Annotated in this window: 16 protein-coding genes; 5 read left to right on the top strand and 11 right to left on the bottom strand. The window is 50.7% G+C overall.

Annotated elements, in window-relative coordinates; all coding sequences use genetic code 11:
- Window positions 1–2: 2 nt before the first annotated feature.
- A complete protein-coding gene (locus LG301_RS08450) occupies window positions 3–953 on the top strand; it encodes a metal ABC transporter permease (protein ID WP_404475075.1) in 951 nt (316 codons plus the stop codon).
- A gap of 2 nt (window positions 954–955) precedes the next feature.
- On the opposite strand, the gene LG301_RS08445 is transcribed toward LG301_RS08450, so the two are convergent.
- Together LG301_RS08445 and LG301_RS08440 are read right to left on the bottom strand one after the other, a co-directional pair.
- Entirely contained in the window at window positions 956–2,488 is a 1,533-nt protein-coding gene (locus LG301_RS08445) for a cation:proton antiporter (RefSeq protein WP_404475073.1), read from the bottom strand.
- Window positions 2,489–2,516: 28 nt separating this feature from the next.
- Window positions 2,517–2,975: an ion channel gene (locus tag LG301_RS08440; protein WP_404475071.1), complete on the bottom strand. Its 459-nt coding sequence runs from the start codon at window positions 2,973–2,975 to the stop codon at window positions 2,517–2,519.
- 601 nt (window positions 2,976–3,576) lie between these two features.
- On the opposite strand from LG301_RS08440, the gene LG301_RS08435 reads away from it, so the two are divergent.
- Window positions 3,577–5,001: a bifunctional enoyl-CoA hydratase/phosphate acetyltransferase gene (locus LG301_RS08435; RefSeq protein WP_404475069.1), complete on the top strand. Its 1,425-nt coding sequence runs from the start codon at window positions 3,577–3,579 to the stop codon at window positions 4,999–5,001.
- Between the two features lie 6 nt (window positions 5,002–5,007).
- On the top strand, window positions 5,008–6,210 hold the full coding sequence (locus LG301_RS08430; RefSeq protein ID WP_404475067.1) for an acetate/propionate family kinase: 1,203 nt from the start codon (window positions 5,008–5,010) through the stop codon (window positions 6,208–6,210).
- Here LG301_RS08430 and LG301_RS08425 read toward each other — a convergent pair.
- The 3 genes from LG301_RS08425 to LG301_RS08415 all read right to left on the bottom strand — a co-directional run bounded on the left by LG301_RS08425 (window position 6,202) and on the right by LG301_RS08415 (window position 9,029).
- Window positions 6,202–6,333, bottom strand: a complete 132-nt coding sequence (locus tag LG301_RS08425) for a hypothetical protein (RefSeq protein ID WP_404475065.1) — start codon at window positions 6,331–6,333, stop codon at window positions 6,202–6,204. The two genes, LG301_RS08430 and LG301_RS08425, sit on opposite strands and share 9 nt — an antisense overlap.
- Window positions 6,330–7,538: an MFS transporter gene (locus LG301_RS08420; protein WP_404475063.1), complete on the bottom strand. Its 1,209-nt coding sequence runs from the start codon at window positions 7,536–7,538 to the stop codon at window positions 6,330–6,332. The genes LG301_RS08425 and LG301_RS08420 overlap by 4 nt, the downstream gene beginning before the upstream one ends.
- A 96-nt stretch (window positions 7,539–7,634) precedes the next feature.
- The gene (locus tag LG301_RS08415) at window positions 7,635–9,029 is read right to left on the bottom strand and encodes a GntP family permease (RefSeq protein ID WP_404475061.1); all 1,395 of its coding nucleotides are present in this window, start codon (window positions 9,027–9,029) and stop codon (window positions 7,635–7,637) included.
- 265 nt (window positions 9,030–9,294) lie between these two features.
- On the opposite strand from LG301_RS08415, the gene LG301_RS08410 reads away from it, so the two are divergent.
- Entirely contained in the window at window positions 9,295–10,641 is a 1,347-nt protein-coding gene (locus tag LG301_RS08410; protein WP_404475060.1) for a Na+/H+ antiporter family protein, read from the top strand.
- A gap of 125 nt (window positions 10,642–10,766) precedes the next feature.
- Here LG301_RS08410 and LG301_RS08405 read toward each other — a convergent pair whose 3' ends face one another.
- The 4 genes from LG301_RS08405 to LG301_RS08390 all read right to left on the bottom strand — a co-directional run bounded on the left by LG301_RS08405 (window position 10,767) and on the right by LG301_RS08390 (window position 14,378).
- Window positions 10,767–11,501 (bottom strand): RNA methyltransferase, encoded by a 735-nt coding sequence (locus tag LG301_RS08405; protein ID WP_404475057.1) that lies wholly within the window; start codon window positions 11,499–11,501, stop codon window positions 10,767–10,769.
- Between the two features lie 154 nt (window positions 11,502–11,655).
- Window positions 11,656–13,299, bottom strand: coding sequence for a chaperonin GroEL (gene groL, locus LG301_RS08400; protein ID WP_263068620.1), 1,644 nt, complete (start codon window positions 13,297–13,299; stop codon window positions 11,656–11,658).
- A gap of 70 nt (window positions 13,300–13,369) precedes the next feature.
- The gene (locus tag LG301_RS08395; protein ID WP_009095313.1) at window positions 13,370–13,663 is read right to left on the bottom strand and encodes a co-chaperone GroES; all 294 of its coding nucleotides are present in this window, start codon (window positions 13,661–13,663) and stop codon (window positions 13,370–13,372) included.
- Window positions 13,664–13,892: 229 nt separating this feature from the next.
- A complete protein-coding gene (locus tag LG301_RS08390) occupies window positions 13,893–14,378 on the bottom strand; it encodes an FxsA family protein (protein WP_404475054.1) in 486 nt (161 codons plus the stop codon).
- A 296-nt stretch (window positions 14,379–14,674) separates the two neighbouring features.
- Between LG301_RS08390 and LG301_RS08385 the strand changes: the two genes are divergently transcribed.
- Window positions 14,675–15,436 carry an SDR family oxidoreductase gene (locus LG301_RS08385; protein WP_404475052.1) on the top strand — a complete coding sequence of 254 codons (762 nt, stop codon included), beginning with the start codon at window positions 14,675–14,677 and terminating at the stop codon, window positions 15,434–15,436.
- Window positions 15,437–15,529: 93 nt separating this feature from the next.
- Here the strand turns inward: LG301_RS08385 and LG301_RS08380 are convergent, their stop codons facing one another.
- Complete coding sequence (locus tag LG301_RS08380) at window positions 15,530–16,513, bottom strand: hypothetical protein (RefSeq protein ID WP_404475211.1); 984 nt, start codon at window positions 16,511–16,513, stop codon at window positions 15,530–15,532.
- A gap of 60 nt (window positions 16,514–16,573) precedes the next feature.
- The gene (locus LG301_RS08375) at window positions 16,574–17,203 is read right to left on the bottom strand and encodes a hypothetical protein (RefSeq protein ID WP_404475050.1); all 630 of its coding nucleotides are present in this window, start codon (window positions 17,201–17,203) and stop codon (window positions 16,574–16,576) included.
- Window positions 17,204–17,266: the final 63 nt, after the last annotated feature.

Raw genomic sequence — 17,266 nt, 5'->3', positions numbered from 1 at the left:
GCATGACCGAGCTATTATTAATTCTATACGCCTTTAGCGATACGTTAGTGAATGGCCTAATTGCTGCTTTGATGCTGTTGGTCAACTTACTGCCTGACAGTATATCGGGCGCGTTTCAATATGCCTTTATGCAGCGGGCGCTGCTGACCTCTATTATGGTAGGGGCTATTTGCGGGATGCTTTCTTGCTATGTGGTCCTCAAGCGCTGGTCACTATTAGGCGATGCAATTTCCCATGCCGTGTTGCCCGGTGTTGCTATCGCGTACCTTTTGGGACTGCCTTTCTTCATTGGGGCCTTTATAACAGGAGCGCTAACATCGCTAGGTATTGGCGCCATTGAGCGTCATACGCGCATCAAATCTGATGCGGCGATGGGCATTATGTTTACCGGTGCTTTTGCGCTCGGGATTGTGCTTATCAGCAAGATTGCCTCAAGCACTCACTTAATGCATATCCTATTTGGGAATGTGCTCGGCGTGCAGCAGTCTGCACTGTTGCTTACGCTAGCCGCTAGCGTCGTGGCGTTACTGGTGGTTTGGCTCGCCTTTAGGCCGTTAATGCTTTATGCATTTGATCCTACTCAGGCCCAGGCCCTTGGTTTTAATACCGGCATTATTCATTATGGTTTGATTCTTTTGCTTACATTAACCATTGTGGCGAGCCTGGAAACTGTTGGCATTATTTTAGTCGTAGCGATGCTGATTACGCCGGGAGCTACTGCCCATCTTTTAACCGATCGTTTTAAAACCATGCTGCTCTTATCAGTGGGCGTTGGGGTCGGGTCAGCCGTGTTGGGTTTGTACCTTTCGTTCGCGTTTGATGTTGCCTCTGGCGGCACCATTGTACTGGTAGCAACAAGCTGTTTCTTCATGGCGCTGCTTTTCTCACCTAAGCACGGTGTACTTATGCGTAAGTGGCGCCATGGTAAAGTTGGTTCTGGTAATAGTGTTTAATTCTATGGTTGAAGGCTTTCCCATGTTTTTTCAGCAATACCAATACCAGCGCCTGCCATTAATAGATACGTTTCATCGACACCTGCCTCTTGCAATGGGTGAGCTTCATCTTGAAAGTGAATTCCTGCAAAAATTTTTCCATTGAAACCAGCTTTGCGTAGCTCACGGGTAGCCATCAATTTACTCTCAATGTTTGGAGTCGCTAACGTTACCGCTTGAAGTTTAGATATATCGAGTTGATGCCAGAAGCTCACATCTTCTATGTCACCGTAGGAGACATATTGATTGTTCTCCACCCTGTTAGGATCAGAGTCAAACCCTGCAACCGATAAGCCTTTATCCTTAAAAAAAGAATAGGCAGCGCTCCCAGTGCGCCCCATGCCGAGTACCAATATGGTTGCATCGCCCAAGTTGATTGGTTGTTCATCAGGGTGGCGAGTATCGCGCTCAAAGCGTGCCAGCGTTTTTTCCCAGCGATCAAAAAGTTCATGGGCAAGGCGGTTCAATGGTGCTGCAATAACAAAAGAGAAGGCAACAGCAATAGCGAGAGGCACCAGCCACTCCTCAAGAATGCTAGCAGCTACGATAAGACCAAATTCACTGTAAGCAGTAAGACTTAGCCCCCCTAAAAAAGCGTTCCGTGCGCGAATCCGGAATGCGATTAAAAGTGCAAAAAATAATAGTCCTTTCAATGGAAGGATAATGGCTAGAACACCTGCAAAAATTAATGCATTGGTGTCAGGAAGCCCAGCCATTCCTATTTGTAGGAAAAAACTGATTAATAACACCTCTTTCACTCCCCAGAGCGCTTTGGAGAGCTCTTGGGCGCGAGGGTGCTTCGCAAGTAGCAACCCCATGACCAAGGCACCTACTTCTGAGCTTAATCCTACTGCTTCAAAGCCCATTCCTCCAACAGCAATAGCTAATACAGCGCCAAATAATATTAGCAACTCATCATGCTGAGCAACACTCATCAACCAATATAGAAGTGGTCTAAACAGTGGCAGTAAAAAAACAAGCAGTGCCCATGGGCTAGGTGATTGTCCGCTGTAGATGCTTAGAACCGCGATGGCGACTAAATCTTGAATAATTAAAATGCCAATCGCGATTCGACCATGAAGCGCTCGTAATTCCCGTTTAGCTTCAAGCACCTTTGCGGCAAGAACGGTACTGGAGAACGAGAGGGCTATAGCTAGCAGAATGGCTTTGTCCAAAGGTAGCGTTAAAAAGACAACAAAACCAATCGTAAAAATTAAGCAGGTGATGCTTAGATGTATGATTGCACTACCAAGGACAACGGGTTCTGCAAGGCTTCTGACATTCAGTTTTAAGCCAATAGTAAAAAGTAACAACAAAACGCCTAAGTGCGCTAGGTGTTCAAGTAATGGGCCTGCTTCGCTGGATAAGCCAATGCTGGGGCCAAAAGCATTGAGTGCAAATCCTGCAGCCAAAAAACCCACTAATGGGGGTAAGCTAAACTGTCGAGCAATAATTCCAAAGACAAAAGCAAACGATAATACGATAACTTCAAACATGCTGTATCCTTTGCAGACGGGCGTTTGGCTATTTACCTACTCGCCAGTGTTTTTGCATTTCAACAAACGTAAACGATGCCGACCAAGTAATCAGTACAAAACCTGTCAATGCCAGGGTGCCATATAAAAAGCGTACAGGACCTGTTGCATAGATATCACCGTAGCCGACCGTTGTATAGGTAACAGCAGAGAAAAATATATAATCTAAGAGGTTAAAGCTTTGATAACCTTCTAGAGCGCCAATGCCATTAAGTTCGGTCAGCCACCATCCTGTCATACCAAAGAGCCAAATCTCGGTGACATGTATCAATAAAACACCAAATGCCATACCAAGAATTCGTTGGCGATGAGGTCTACGTGATCTCTCAATTTGCCGTGATATAAGCCACAGTGATTCGTAATGAAGCAGCACTGCCAGTACAACGGCAATAAAAGTTGTTACGACAACGGTGACATAGTCTGGGTAGGGAATAGTCAAGTAGGGCATCCCAAAGTTGCTATGAGTTAGTGTTCCGCAAAGCTTGCTGCCAAACAACTTCGCGAGCTCTTCAGTGAGTGATAGCCCTAAAGGCTAGCGTCGCACTGCTCAGTAATAGGGTAATTGGCATAATATCAAGTGCCAACAATGATAAGGGTTTCGGTATGGTGCTATCTAGGGGGAGGCTTCTTAAAAAAAGCTTTTCCTCTGTTAAACGAGTACAGTCCGATGGATACCTGCGAGAGCACTGCAGCAATTTTCCTCACCATTATCGAAATGTCTAGTAAGATGCAAGGATATGGCAGCTTAGCTTGGGCCGCAAGATGTTGATTTTCATGCTGTGTCGCATGGTGCTATTTGCACTCTCATTGTTCATAGGTTACTCAAAGTTGATTAACTAGCTAATGAATATGAGGCGCGCTTGCAGCTGCTGTCACTAGCCGGCGTTCAAGTTGTTGATAATGCTTTGGTTTAACTTACTTCGATCGCCAGAATTTCGCTGGTAATTTTAGCGCATTGCCTAGATGTAGGCTGTCACCTGCACTATGAGTTTGTTGGATACGATATTTCTAGCTTAAGTCTTAAGTACGCATGCTAAAGGAGTAACTGGATGTCAGACAATTACACGAATGATCTGATTGAAAATCGTACGTTTGACGAAATAAAAGTGGGCGACAGGGCGTTCTTGGAAAAACGCTTAACCATGGATGATATCAAACTGTTTGCCATTATGTCGGGAGATATCAACCCGTCTCATGTGGACGATGACTACGCGAAAAGAAGTCGTTTTCAAGAAGTTGTCGCCCACGGAATGTGGGGCGGAGCGCTTATCTCTACGGTGCTGGGGACGGAACTGCCTGGGCCTGGCACTATTTACTTAGGCCAAACGCTGCGTTTCAGGGCGCCAGTACGCTTGGGTGATGTGCTTCATGTGGCGGTTAAGGTAACGGACAAGCAGTCACGTAACCACCACGTGATATTCGCCTGCGAATGCCGCAATCAGCATGGCGACATAGTGATTGAAGGTGAGGCTGAGGTACTTGCGCCTACTGAAAAAATCCGCCGTCCCCGTGCAGAACTTCCTGCTATTCGGCTCTCTGAACGGGGGCGGCTCCATGAGATTCTCACCGCCGCTGACCATCCTGCGCCATTACGTATGGCCGTCGTTCATCCCGTGGATGAGAGCTCTATAAGAGGCGCGGTCGAGGCTGCTGTGCAGCGGTTAATTGTGCCTGTGCTTGTTGGGCCTAAGGCTAAGATTGAGGCAGCTGCGAACGCGGCCGATGTTGATATAAGTGAGTTCGAGCTGATCGATACGCCACATAGCCATGCCGCTGCGGCCAAAGCGGTGGCGCTGGCTCGGGATGGCAAAGTAGATGCACTAATGAAAGGCTCGCTGCCTACAAGCGAGCTACTGCACGAGGTGGTTAAACGGGAAGGGGGGCTGCGCACCGAGCGCTGCCTGAGCCATGTGATGGCGTTTGATGTGCCTACTTACCCGCGTCCGCTATTCATTACCGATGCTGCTATTACTATTTATCCTACGTTGGAGCAAAAACGCGACATTATCCAAAATGCAGTGGAACTCGCCCATGCGCTGGGTAATGACAATCCCAAGGTGGCTATTCTCTCGGCGGTAGAAACGATTAATCCAAAGATTATTTCTACGCTTGATGCAGCAGCACTGTGCAAAATGGCGGATAGGGGCCAGATCACCGGCGCAACGCTGGATGGCCCTCTGGCGTTCGATAATGCCGTATCGGAAGCGGCAGCCAAAACCAAGGGCATTCGTTCTTTAGTGGCAGGGCAGGCCGATATCTTATTAGCGCCTGACTTGGAAGCCGCCAACATGCTCATGAAACAATTAAGCCACTTGGCTGATGCAACGGGGGCTGGCCTTGTGGTTGGTGCCAGGGTGCCGATTGTGTTGACGAGCCGTGCTGATGACGCGTTAACGCGCATGGCTTCCTGCGCACTAGCGCTGCTGCTGGCCGACTATCAGCAACAGCAGGGCAACGCATCAAAGGGCGAGTAAGTGGTTATGCAAATAATGGTGATCAACAGTGGTTCATCGAGCATCAAGTTTGGGCTTTATAAGACGCCGATTGAAGCGCCACTGAGTCTTGAGGGTATCCATTTATCGACGGAGGGGCACTTCTCCGGTATCGGTAGTCGCGGCCATGAAGCCGTTCATTTAAACGATGCCCAGGGTAATGCTCTCTCGCTAGATGGTTTAGCGCCATCCGCCACACATGACGAGGCATTGTCATCGTTAATGGCGTGGCTAGAGGCCGATGAGAGCGGTTCAATAGCGGTCATCGGTCACCGAGTCGTGCACGGGGGACGAGACTACCAGGCGCCTGTTGAAGTCACAGCTGAGCACCTAGATGCATTAAGTGAGCTAAACAGTTTGGCTCCGCTACATCAACCTCATGGGCTAGCGCCTATTAAACATTTAATGCAGCGTTATCCAGACGTCGCCCAAATTGCCTGCTTTGATACGGCATTTCACGCTGAGCAGCCCAGCGTGGCGCGCCATTTTGCTTTGCCGCGTGAGCTTACTCAGAAAGGTTTGATCCGCTATGGTTTTCATGGCCTCTCTTATGACTATATCAGCCGTGTACTGGATAGCTACCTCCCTGAGGAGGCGAGTAAACAGCGCATTATTGTGGCGCACCTAGGCAATGGGGCTAGCCTATGCGCGATGCATAATAAGCGCAGCGTGGCATCGACAATGGGTTTTACGGCGTTAGAAGGGCTGCCCATGGGCACGCGTTCAGGCAGCGTTGATCCTGGCTTAGTGTTGCACCTTATTCAACAAGAAGGCATGTCGCCTGAAGCAGTGGAAACGATGCTCTATAAGCGCTCCGGGCTATTAGGCGTTTCAGGTATCAGCGGCGATGTGCGGGAGTTGCTGGAAAGCGATGCGCCAGAGGCTGAAGAGGCGCTATCGCTTTATGCTTACCGAATTGCCCGTGAGATAGGTAGTTTAGCCGCTGCTTTGGGTGGGTTGGACCAGCTTGTTTTTACCGCGGGGGTAGGTGAAAACGCCGCGTATGTTCGCGAGCAGGTAGTGAGGCAGTGTGCTTGGCTGGGCATAGCATTAGATAGTGATGCAAATGCCCGCAATGCACATTGCATTTCGCCAGCAGACAGCCCGGTGAGTGCGTGGGTAATTCCCACCGATGAAGCGCGAATGATGGCTTGGTACTGCGCGCAGTTTATGCACCAACGCTCAGCATAAGCGACTCCCTAAGAGAAGTAGCGAGCCATCCAGCGTTTGCCAGCCCCACCAGGCAAGTGCAATCCCGCCTGCTGCTAACGCGACCGCTAAAAGCATGGCGGCTACTGTCATGGTGCTTTTCATAACGTCACCTGTGAATGTGCTGGGCGAGCAAGCGGCTTTTCGCTAATAAACCAATGCAACGCTGCGGCGGCTAGAGAAAGTATGATCGAAATTTGCCAAACGGTATCGTAGTGCCCCGTCAGGTCGTACATATAGCCGCCCAGCCAAACGCCCATAAACGAACCGAGTTGATGAAACAAGAAGACAATACCGCCCAGCATGGATAAATGGCGGACACCAAACACCGAAGCGACTATTCCATTGGTGAGAGGCACGGTTGAAAGCCAAAGCAGCCCCATCACGATACCAAACACATAGGCGCTAGTCGCCGTTAGCGGAAGGACAATAAACGCTGCAATAACCGCGCCGCGAATTAGATAAAGCCAGCTCAGCAGGCGCGGTTTAGACAATATGCCGCCTAGCCAGCCTGCCGTGTAGGTGCCCACTATGTTAAACAGCCCCACCAGTGCCAATACCGTGGTGCCAACTTGTACTGAAAGACCGTTATCAAAAAGATAACCAGGCAAGTGAACCGCAATAAACACAACTTGAAAGCCGCACACGAAGAATCCCAGGCAGAGTAGCCAAAAGCCTTTCTGGCTTGCCGCTTCATTGAGGGCGTCGCGTAGACTTAAGTCGCCGAGTGCTTTAGGAGATGGGCGATCCTTAAGCATTGCGCCAAGTGGAATCATAAACGCCGCAATGGCGCCCATGGCCAGTAGCGCTGCCGACCAGCCTAGCCACTCAATCAGTCCTAGCGTTCCGGGCAGCATGGCAAACTGACCAAACGACCCTGCCGCACTGACAATCCCCATCGCCATACTGCGCTTCTCTGGAGCGACTGCGCGCCCCACGGCGCCTAAAATGACCGAGAACGTAGTTCCAGAAAGCCCGAGACCGATCAGTAACCCCGCGCTCAGCGTCATCCCTAGTGCGCTGGTCGAAAGGCTCATAAAACAGAGCCCAAGGACGTAGAGTATGCCGCTTATAGCGATAATTCTGGCGGCGCCAAAACGATCTGCCAGTGCGCCGGTAAAAGGCTGAGAAAGCCCCCAGATAAGATTTTGCACGGCTAGCGCAAAGGCAAATACCCCACGTCCCCAACCAAAATCACTGCTCATGGGTTCAATAAAGAGCCCAAATCCATGGCGAAGCCCCATGGCGGTAGATATGACGAGGCTCGCCAGTAAAATGAAAAGTAGCGTTTTTTGCCTTGAGGTAGCCATGTTAAGTCTCGTTATTTTGGGCTGAGGATTAGAGGTTTATAGGCACACGAATACGAATGCCGTTAGCCTACTTACTATCGCATGGCTTGACTGGATTTAGAAACTACCAAATAGCGTGCCGAGGGTAATAACGCTCACCAGTGCCGCGATAGGTAACGCAATGGTAACCATCGCTAAGTGACCATAAGACTGCCGGTGCGTTAAGCCACAGATCGCCAGCAGGGTAATGACCGCGCCGGAGTGGGGCAGAGTATCCATACCGCCTGCTGCAAGTGTTGCTACCCGATGCATCAGCTCTGGGTTAATCCCTGCTTGTGCCGCCATTAGTAAGTATTCGCTGCCTAGGGTTTCAAGGGCGATGGAGAGACCACCTGAAGAGGAGCCGGTAATGCCCGCTAACACGCTCATCGCCAACGCTTCGGAAACCAGTGGGTTACCTGGAGAGATATTCAGTACGGCATCGCGAATAATTGCAAACCCGGCGAGACTAGCGATCACCGCTCCATAGCCTACTTCTGATGCGGTATTGAAGATGGGTAATAAAGAGCCAAAACAGCCTTTGTTAATAGTCTCCTTAAGGTTTTCCCAGTGTCGCCAATGGCTGATGATCAACCAGCTGGAAGCGCTCAATAGCGCAATTAAAATAGCCCAAAGCCCGGTTTGCCGGCTAGGCGTTACATTTTCAAAGGCGTCGCTCATAAAGCTAAGATCAATGGCGGGAAAAACGCCGTAAGTAAAGAGCGCGTTTAAGCCAATCACCATGACCAGCGGAATTAACGCCGCCACCAGCGGCATAGAGGGTGTTTCGACGGTGTTATCGGTAGATTCGGCCTCACGCTCGGTATGCTGGCCATAGCCTTCGTTGTTCGCCGCTGCTTTTTTAACGCGAGATTGCAGGTAGGAAATGCCAAGCCCTAACATAATGAGTCCAGCAATGATGCCCAATCCGGGAGCTGCAAAGCTATTCGTACCAAAATAGGGAATAGGAATGGCGTTTTGGATGGCTGGCGTACCTGGCAGTGCTGTCATGGTGAACGTAAAAGAACCAAGGGCGATAGACGCAGGAATTAAACGCTTAGGCACGTTGGCCTGGCGAAACAGCTCACGGCTAATCGGATATATGGCGAAAGCCACGACAAAGAGTGAGACGCCGCCATAGGTCAATACAGCGCATGCAATCACCACAGTGAGTACCACGTGATGAGTGCCTAAGCGCTTAACAATACCATTCGAAATGGATTGGGCGGCCCCTGAGTCTGCCATTAGCTGGCCAAAGAGTGCGCCCAGCAAGAACAGGGGAAAAAACTGAATAACATAGTTCCCCAGAGCCTTCATAAAGGTGTCGGTGTAAATAGGGAGTAAGAAGGCTGCATCCCCTGAAAGGAGCACGGCCAGAGAGGCCATTAGCGGTGCCAGCAGCAGGACTGAGATGCCCCGATAGGCGAGAAACATCAGTAAGATGAGTGAAATGATAATCGCAAGCATGCCCATGCTGGCTCCTGATAAGTTTGTAAAAACTAAATTAGTGGTTATTGCGCGTGCAGAGAGGCGGGAATACTAAGGGGCGTGTTGCAAAGCAGCAATGACTGTTAGACCAAAGTCGATGCCTGGTGGCGGGGTTTAACAGCGCTAGTTAGACCAGTAAAGGCGCAAGGTTGCTCCACTGTGGTTAGTTAGTGCCTGCTTAAGTGGCTTTCATCTGGTAATATTTGCCACCTTCAGCGGTAACGACCTTACAATTGCTCTGGGTATTTCCATGAATGCAGTCATTATTGCAGTGCTAGTGATGGTGGCACTGTCGCTTCTACGTGTGTCTGTTGTATTTGCGCTGGTAGTCGGTGCGTTAGTTGGCGGGCTGATAGGGGGATTGTCGCTTGACGAAACCCTTAGTGCCTTCAACGATGGCGTCGGTGGCGGTGCCCAGGTGGCGCTAGCCTATGCAACGCTAGGTGCGTTTGCAGTAGCGATTTCTCGCTCGGGCTTACCCGACATGCTGGCTAACCGGCTCATAACAATGCTGGGTAAAGAAGCGTCGGTGGTTCACCAAGCGCGAGTGAAAACATTGCTGCTAGTGGCCGTGCTGTTGGTGGCTATTTCATCGCAGAACGCCATTCCCGTGCACATCGCGTTTATTCCGGTGCTCATTCCTCCACTGCTTACCGTGATGAACCGGCTTCAGCTGGACCGCCGTGCGGTTGCCTGCGCGCTTACCTTTGGTTTAACAGCGCCCTATATGCTTTTGCCCGTTGGCTTTGGCGCTATTTTTTTGAACGACATTTTGCTGGCCAACTTAAACAGTGCTGGGGAACCGCTGGGGTTAGAAATCACCAGAAGTATGGTACCGATGGCAATGGCGATACCCGTAGGCGGCATGGCCATTGGCTTGGTGGTTGCGCTGTTGTTCAGCTACCGCGGCTCGCGCCACTATGCGAGCAAAGCGTTAGTCGCCAGTGCCCATCAGCAGGCGCCAACGCCTGCTGAACCCCATGCGTTGGGGTTGATTATGTCGGGTATCGCTATCGTGGCAGCACTTGGTTTACAGCTTTTCACCGGTTCAATGATCGTGGGAGGGTTAGTGGGTATTGGCTTACTGTCGTTAGGTGGTATTTTTAAGTGGCGCGAGGCGGATGACCTGTTTACCAGTGGGATGCGTATGATGGCGCTGATTGGGTTTATCATGATTTCAGCGGCGGGCTTTGCCGAAGTAATGAAAACCACCGGCGATATCGAGTCTCTGGTAGAAGGTGCTTTCGAGCTGTTTGGCGACAACCGTGGGCTAGCTGCCTTGGTGATGCTGCTGGTAGGTCTATTTATCACGCTGGGTATTGGTTCTTCGTTCTCTACTATCCCGATTATTGCTGCTATTTTCGTGCCGCTGGCTGTCCAGTTTGGTTTCTCGCCCATGGCGACCGTAGTGCTGGTAGGTACCGCTGCAGCATTGGGGGATGCCGGCTCGCCAGCATCGGATTCCACCTTAGGGCCAACGTCAGGCTTGAACGTCGATGGTCAGCACGATCACATGTGGGACAGCGTGGTGCCGACTTTCTTGCACTATAATATTCCGCTTATCGCGTTTGGCTGGCTGGCTGCCATGTCGTTATAAATGAGAGTGATATGTACCGCGTTAACTCCGACTAGTCGTGAAATACGTAGTGGAAAAGAGTGAAAAATAGTGGAAAGGGCAGCGATGAGCTGCCCTTTCTTGTTGTATGCCAGAAACTGTCGTCGCTACTGTTTGGGTAAGTGTGTTTCAAAAGCACTTAGCAGACCGCGTAACAGAGAAAGCTCTTTCCGGCTCGGCTGCGCGCGGGCAAAGAGGGTTTGAAGCTGCTCTTCAGTGCGGGCGTGGGGTTGGGTCAAAAAGCCACTTTGTTGCATCAGGCGGCCAAGATGCTCTTGAAAGTAACCAAATTGTTCACGACTGGGCGGCGTTGCTTCTAGCGGACGCTGATACTCAAAGCCGTTCATATCACGCTTGCGCCAGGCTCGATGCACTTCGTAGGCTAGGATTTGTACCGCTTGAGAAAGGTTTAGGATGCCATACTCTGGGTTGGCAGGAATGCTGGCTTGGTGTGTGCAACAGCGAATTTCGTCGTTTGTCAGGCCCGAGCGTTCCCGCCCAAACACCAAGGCTACCGGAGCTGTTTGTGCATTTTGAATAACGTCAAACGACATGTCATCGGGTTCGTCGTAGTGTGGCAAGGGCAAGCTGCGCAAGCGGGCACTGGCACCGACGACCTGAATGCAGTCCATTACCGCCGCATCCAATGAGCTAACCACGCGCGCATTGTCCAGCACATCCTGAGCGCCAGCCGCTAAGCGCGTTGCTTCCTCATCAGGAAAAGCCCGTGGATTAACCAGTACAAGCTCTGATAAGCCCATGGTTTTCATTGCGCGAGCAGCAGCGCCAATGTTGCCAGGGTGGAAGGTTTGAACGAGTACGATGCGAATATTGGAGAGCACGGTGATGAAGACCTACAGCAGCCGGATAAAGGCGCTGATAGTATCATGATTTTGACGACCGTTAGAGGTGGGGCGGGGAGTGTCAAATAAAAGAACCCCGCCGTGGCGGGGTTCTTAGCGACGTTAAACGTCAGAGCGATAGGCTCAGGGGGCCTTACATCATGCCACCCATGCCACCCATTCCGCCCATGCCACCCATATCAGGAGCGGCTTCTTTCTCTTCTGGGTCGTCAGCGATCATGCACTCAGTGGTGATCATGAGGCCAGCAACTGAACCGGCAGACTGCAGAGCAGTACGGGTAACTTTTGCCGGGTCTAGTACGCCCATTTCGAACAGGTCGCCGTACTCACCTGTTTGTGCGTTGTAGCCGAAGTTTCCTTCGCCATCTTTCACGCGGTTGATAACAACAGCGGCTTCTTCACCCGCGTTGGTCACAATCTGACGCAGCGGAGACTGCATAGCGCGCAGGGCCATGTTGATGCCGTGGTTCTGGTCTTCGTTGTCGCCAGTTAGGCCTTGTACGGTTGCCATAACGCGAACCAGGGCGGTACCGCCGCCAGGTACAACGCCTTCTTCGACGGCAGCGCGGGTTGAGTGCAGAGCATCTTCAACGCGAGCTTTCTTCTCTTTCATTTCTACTTCGGTAGCCGCACCGACGCGGATAACCGCAACACCGCCTGCCAGTTTGGCAACGCGCTCCTGCAGCTTCTCTTTGTCGTAATCAGAAGAGGTGTCTTCGATTTGCGCGCGGATTTGGTTAACGCGTGCTTCGATATCGCCCTCTGCACCCGAACCATCAATGATGGTGGTGTTCTCTTTCGACATGGTCATACGCTTAGCGGTACCCAGGTGATCCAGGTTCGCTTGCTCAAGCGTTAGGCCAACTTCTTCAGAGATAACCGTGCCGTTAGTCAGGATAGCGATATCCTGCAGCATGGACTTACGACGGTCACCAAAACCAGGCGCTTTCGCAGCGGCTACTTTAACGATACCGCGCATGTTGTTAACCACCAACGTTGCCAGGGCTTCGCCTTCGATATCTTCCGCGATGATAGCCAGCGGCTTGCCTTGCTTAGCAACGGCTTCGAGAACCGGCAGCAGCTCACGAATGTTGGAGATCTTTTTATCCACTAACAGGATGTAAGGATCTTCCAGCTCAACGGTCATGGTGTCTTGGTTGGTGACGAAGTAGGGCGAGAGGTAGCCGCGGTCAAACTGCATACCTTCAACCACTTCCAGCTCGTCTTCAAAACCGCGACCTTCATCAACGGTGATGACGCCTTCTTTACCCACTTTTTCCATCGCTTCAGCGATGATCTCACCAATACGCTTGTCACCGTTGGCAGAAATAGTACCTACCTGCGCAATTGACTTGGTGTCGGTGCAGGGAACAGACATCGCTTGGATCTCTTTAACTGCAGCGGCGACGGCTTGGTCGATACCGCGCTTGAGATCCATCGGGTTCATGCCGGCGGTTACGCCTTTCAGGCCTTCCGCGACAATTGCTTGGGCCAGAACGGTGGCTGTAGTGGTACCGTCACCCGCGGCGTCAGACGTCTTAGAAGCAACTTCTTTAACCATCTGTGCGCCCATGTTTTCGAACTTATCTTTCAGTTCGATCTCTTTAGCGACAGATACGCCGTCTTTAGTAACGGTGGGCGCGCCAAACGATTTGTCTAGCACCACGTTGCGGCCTTTCGGGCCCAAAGTGACTTTTACGGCATTGGCGAGTACGTCAACGCCACGCGCCATGCGTTTACGGGCATCATCAGAGAACTTAACTTGTTTAGCTGACATGTTTGTTACTTCCTAAATTGAATATAAAAATGTGAAAGTAAATAATTGAAAGACGTAGCTGCCGTAACAGTTAGCCTTCAACGACTGCCAAAATATCGGCTTCGCTCATGATCAACACTTCTTCACCATCAATCTTCTGCTTTTCTACGCCGTAACCGTCTTTAAAAATAACGGTGTCACCGACTTTGACGTCTAATGGGCGTACGTCACCACTTTCAAGAATACGGCCGTTTCCTACTGCCAGGATTTCGCCACGCGTAGGTTTTTCCTGCGCGTTACCCGGTAGCACGATGCCGCCAGCGGTTTTCTGCTCTTCTTCCTTGCGGCGAATTACGACGCGATCGTGCAAAGGACGGATATTCATGCTCACGTTCTCCTGAGTATCGTCAAGCCTATGAAGGCTATTAGCTTAAAATGAAATTTCGAGGCCAAATTGGCCGCGAAAAGTGAAGGCACATGCCTTCATGTTAATGGCGAGAGCATCTGCTTTCGCCGAATTTGTCTCTGCCTCAAAAGTGGGGGCTGCTCAGAGCCTTTCAAGGGGTCGGCAAGAAAAAAATTGCGTATTCGCAATTTTCTTGCCTAATAAGCACTTAGTGCCGCCTAGAAGCGTCGTCACGGCTAATAAAATCGCCTTCAAGGGGAGTATCCGCGTGCTCTGGCTCGTGATCATGGCGCTGGCTTTGCCGCTGGTAAGAAGCGTTCGCTTGATACTGCTGTTTATGAGCTGTTTTAAGCCCCAGCCAAGTAAGGGCTTTCAGCATAAGTTGGCGTGCTGTAGGCATTAGGCAGGCGAGGCCTAAGACGTCTGAAAGAAACCCTGGGGCCATGAGTAGGGCACCACCAAAAATAAGCGCTGCACCGGTGAGTAGTTCATTTGATGGAATTTCACCGGCTTGCATGCGCTGCTTGGCTCGGGCAAATGTGGATACGCCCTCTTTACGAATTAAGTGCAGACCCACAAAGCCGGTGCCAACCACTAAAAGTAACGTCGTCAGTAAGCCTATTTGACTACCAACGGAAAAAAGCAGCACAAAGTCGAGTAAAGTGAAAAGCGATATAAAAAGGAGGATGGGCATAATGCGCTCCAGAGCAGACGTAATCGCACAATATGGTGGCAGAAAATTAGAAAACAAGCAGCTTTCAGCGGCTTTTCGGTGGTGCCAAGACGTTTGATTGCTCGATTTTTAGCGCAGCCTATTCTATGCTGCAGTGCACAATATGGTTTTTATAGCTCAATGTTTTTCCACCCAGCCCCAGCAGTTGGCACAGCTTTAATGAGGCGCCAGGCTAGGCGGTGTTAGCAGCAGCTAGCGTTCGTTTTGTAACTGAGTTGTTGCAAGTACTCAAAAATATCTTGTGTAAGGAGAGTGACATGCAGTTGACCAATAACACTATTGCGATTACGGGCGGTGCGCGTGGGTTGGGTTTTGCCACAGCGCAGCGATTAGGCGCCCAAGGCGCACGTCTAGCGCTTTTAGATAGGAGTGCTGAAGCGCTTGATGAGGCTGTTTCACTACTGTCTGCTCAGCGTATTGATGCCCAGGCCTTCGTGGTTGATGTTGCTAATGAAGAGTCTGTTCAGGCAGCCTTTGCTGATATCGCAACTCGCATGGGGCCGGTGAGCGGCTGTGTCAATAACGCAGGTGTGACTGACGATGCGCTGCTCATTAAAGCGAAAGATGGCAAGGTTGAAAAACGCATGTCCCTATCATCGTGGCAAAAAGTGCTGGATGTTAATTTAACCGGCGTGTTCCTTTGTGGGCGTGAGGCGGCTACCCAGATGGTAGAAGCCGGCCATCAAGGCGTTATCGTTAATATCTCCAGTATTTCCCGTGCTGGCAACATGGGGCAGAGTAACTATGCCGCTGCTAAAGCGGGGATTCATGCGCTGACCGTCACCTGGGGTAAGGAGCTTGCACGTTATGGCATTCGCACGGGGACGGTGGCGCCAGGTTTTATCGCGACCGACATGACGGCTTCCATGCGCCCTGATATGTTGGAAAAAATTGCCGCTAGCGTGCCGCTGAAGCAGTTAGGGGAGCCAGATAATATTGCCCAAAGCGTTGCCTTTATTTTCGAGAACGACTATTTCACAGCACGTATTATCGAGTGTGATGGCGGTTTGCGGCTTTGATTGAATGGCCGCGACATACAGCAGGCTGAGGACGCATTGGCAGTCACTGCCAATGCGTTCTGTAGAGGATAATTGGCCAGTAAAAAACCAGTGTTAGAAGTTGAAATAGTCGCGATTAATCTCTCGCTGGAAATACATTTCCAGACGCAGCGTCATCGCCCACCGCGGGTCGTAGCTTACATCGCGTTGAAAGTGTAGTTCAGGAATAATATCGGCAAAGAGAATGCCTTTGTGCACATCTCGACGATAGCGGGTTTGAAGGTAGTAGTTGGTCATGCGTGGGTTTGACGCGCTTTCTCCAATAGCGATAGCAGAATAGCGCAAGGCGCTGCGCCTGTTTAAGCGCTGGTTCAGTTCAGCAATTTCGCTGTACTCGAGAGTATCCTCCTCCTCGCGCCACTGTACGGTCGTGATAAAGCGTAGATGACGGTTGTCGGACAGAGGGCGGCCTATATCCCACTGGGTGCGCGCTGAATAGCCTTCATTGTTAAACCACGAAACGCGGTTAGAAGATTCGAGTTGCCAGGGGCCTTCGCCAATATCCCACAATCGTTCACTGGTAAAGCGCACATAGGGGTCAAGCGGCAATCTTAAGCGTATACCTGCACCAATTCGATTGCTCCAGTTCTCTCGTTTATCGCGACTCTCTAGCCAGTCAAGGCCTAGCGTTGAAGAGCGTCGGTCTCGCTGGTCGTTATATAGACGTCCTGAACCTTGTTCGGCTAAGGTGCCTTGTGACTCTTCAGGATCGCTCTCGATGATTAAGCGCAAACGTTCTTCCGTCGTGGGTAAATCGATTCGATAACGTATGCTGATATCACCATCAGTACCTTCCCCCTCCATCCAATCAATTTCCTGGCCAAGGCGAAGATAGGATTCGTTATTAACAGCGCTTGATTGATCGCCGCCAAAAAAAGAGTCAATGTTGCGTGAGGTATTATCTACCCAGTTACCCACGCTGGCACGAAATGGCTCTACCCGTTCTTCCGCCCAGGTGGGAAGATCGCTGTCCTCTTCTTCACCATAGGCACTGGTTGCCAATGCGGTAAACAAGCCAAGCCAGCCAAACATTATCATTTTATGCATCGAGTCATCTCAGCTGTAGCGTGTATCGGTGCCTTAACGTAAAAGGAAAGACTATTGTGCTTTGTGGGTTTCAATCTCTTTGGCCCACTTAAGAACGTGCTTCCTTTGTCTGCGACCATTGAGCCGGCTTGTGTCTACGCTGGCGGGAATAAGCTGGTAGTTCGGCGCTGCGTCTATATCGAGGTTAAACCTACGTGAAGCACCCACCGGCATGTCTTCAGAACCGTAAATAGCGATTACGCGAATTTCGAGTTGGATATTGCGATTATGCAGTATGTCATCATCTATTTCCCAGTGCCGTTTGACTTGGTTCACTATGTTTCCGAACGATTGAATATGTAGGTAGTCTCCAGAAGCAAGAGGGCCTTGATGGGTGCGGTAGCCGGGGTCTTTATCTTCGTCACTTTCCTGTTGATATTCCACAACGTCGAGTGCATGCCGCCCCTGTTGAGTGTGAAGGACAGCCACCAGGTGCTGGATATAAATAGCTTCATTGCTCATATTGCTGATGAGGCAAAGGGCTTCCATACCGTTACCTTTGCCGCGGTTAATAATAATGCGCGGTCGCCGCTGGCGAACATAACCGTTATAGAGTAGTTGGGCATAAAATATCCACACTAAGAGTGTGCATACACTGGTAACGGCGGAAATTGCCTGGGCGTTATCGCTAAGCCATTCCATTGGGCGCGATTCCTCTCGTGTAAGTACGTACGGACAATAACTTAGCCTAAAAGCAAGTATTCG

It is taken from the genome of Vreelandella venusta (assembly GCF_044809155.1).
Lineage (GTDB): Bacteria > Pseudomonadota > Gammaproteobacteria > Pseudomonadales > Halomonadaceae > Vreelandella > Vreelandella venusta_B.
This window is presented reverse-complemented; position numbering and strand designations above follow the sequence as displayed.

Coding starts and splice junctions, on each gene's coding strand:
- LG301_RS08410 (WP_404475060.1), top strand. CDS start 9,295: ATGAATGCAGTCATTATTGCAGTGCTAGTGATGGTGGCACTGTCGCTT.
- LG301_RS08415 (WP_404475061.1), bottom strand. CDS start 9,029: ATGGGCATGCTTGCGATTATCATTTCACTCATCTTACTGATGTTTCTC.
- LG301_RS08440 (WP_404475071.1), bottom strand. CDS start 2,975: ATGCCCTACTTGACTATTCCCTACCCAGACTATGTCACCGTTGTCGTA.
- LG301_RS08430 (WP_404475067.1), top strand. CDS start 5,008: ATGCAAATAATGGTGATCAACAGTGGTTCATCGAGCATCAAGTTTGGG.
- LG301_RS08450 (WP_404475075.1), top strand. CDS start 3: ATGACCGAGCTATTATTAATTCTATACGCCTTTAGCGATACGTTAGTG.
- LG301_RS08390 (WP_404475054.1), bottom strand. CDS start 14,378: ATGCCCATCCTCCTTTTTATATCGCTTTTCACTTTACTCGACTTTGTG.
- LG301_RS08435 (WP_404475069.1), top strand. CDS start 3,577: ATGTCAGACAATTACACGAATGATCTGATTGAAAATCGTACGTTTGAC.
- LG301_RS08375 (WP_404475050.1), bottom strand. CDS start 17,203: ATGGAATGGCTTAGCGATAACGCCCAGGCAATTTCCGCCGTTACCAGT.
- LG301_RS08395 (WP_009095313.1), bottom strand. CDS start 13,663: ATGAATATCCGTCCTTTGCACGATCGCGTCGTAATTCGCCGCAAGGAA.
- groL (WP_263068620.1), bottom strand. CDS start 13,299: ATGTCAGCTAAACAAGTTAAGTTCTCTGATGATGCCCGTAAACGCATG.
- LG301_RS08445 (WP_404475073.1), bottom strand. CDS start 2,488: ATGTTTGAAGTTATCGTATTATCGTTTGCTTTTGTCTTTGGAATTATT.
- LG301_RS08380 (WP_404475211.1), bottom strand. CDS start 16,513: ATGATAATGTTTGGCTGGCTTGGCTTGTTTACCGCATTGGCAACCAGT.
- LG301_RS08385 (WP_404475052.1), top strand. CDS start 14,675: ATGCAGTTGACCAATAACACTATTGCGATTACGGGCGGTGCGCGTGGG.
- LG301_RS08420 (WP_404475063.1), bottom strand. CDS start 7,538: ATGGCTACCTCAAGGCAAAAAACGCTACTTTTCATTTTACTGGCGAGC.
- LG301_RS08425 (WP_404475065.1), bottom strand. CDS start 6,333: ATGAAAAGCACCATGACAGTAGCCGCCATGCTTTTAGCGGTCGCGTTA.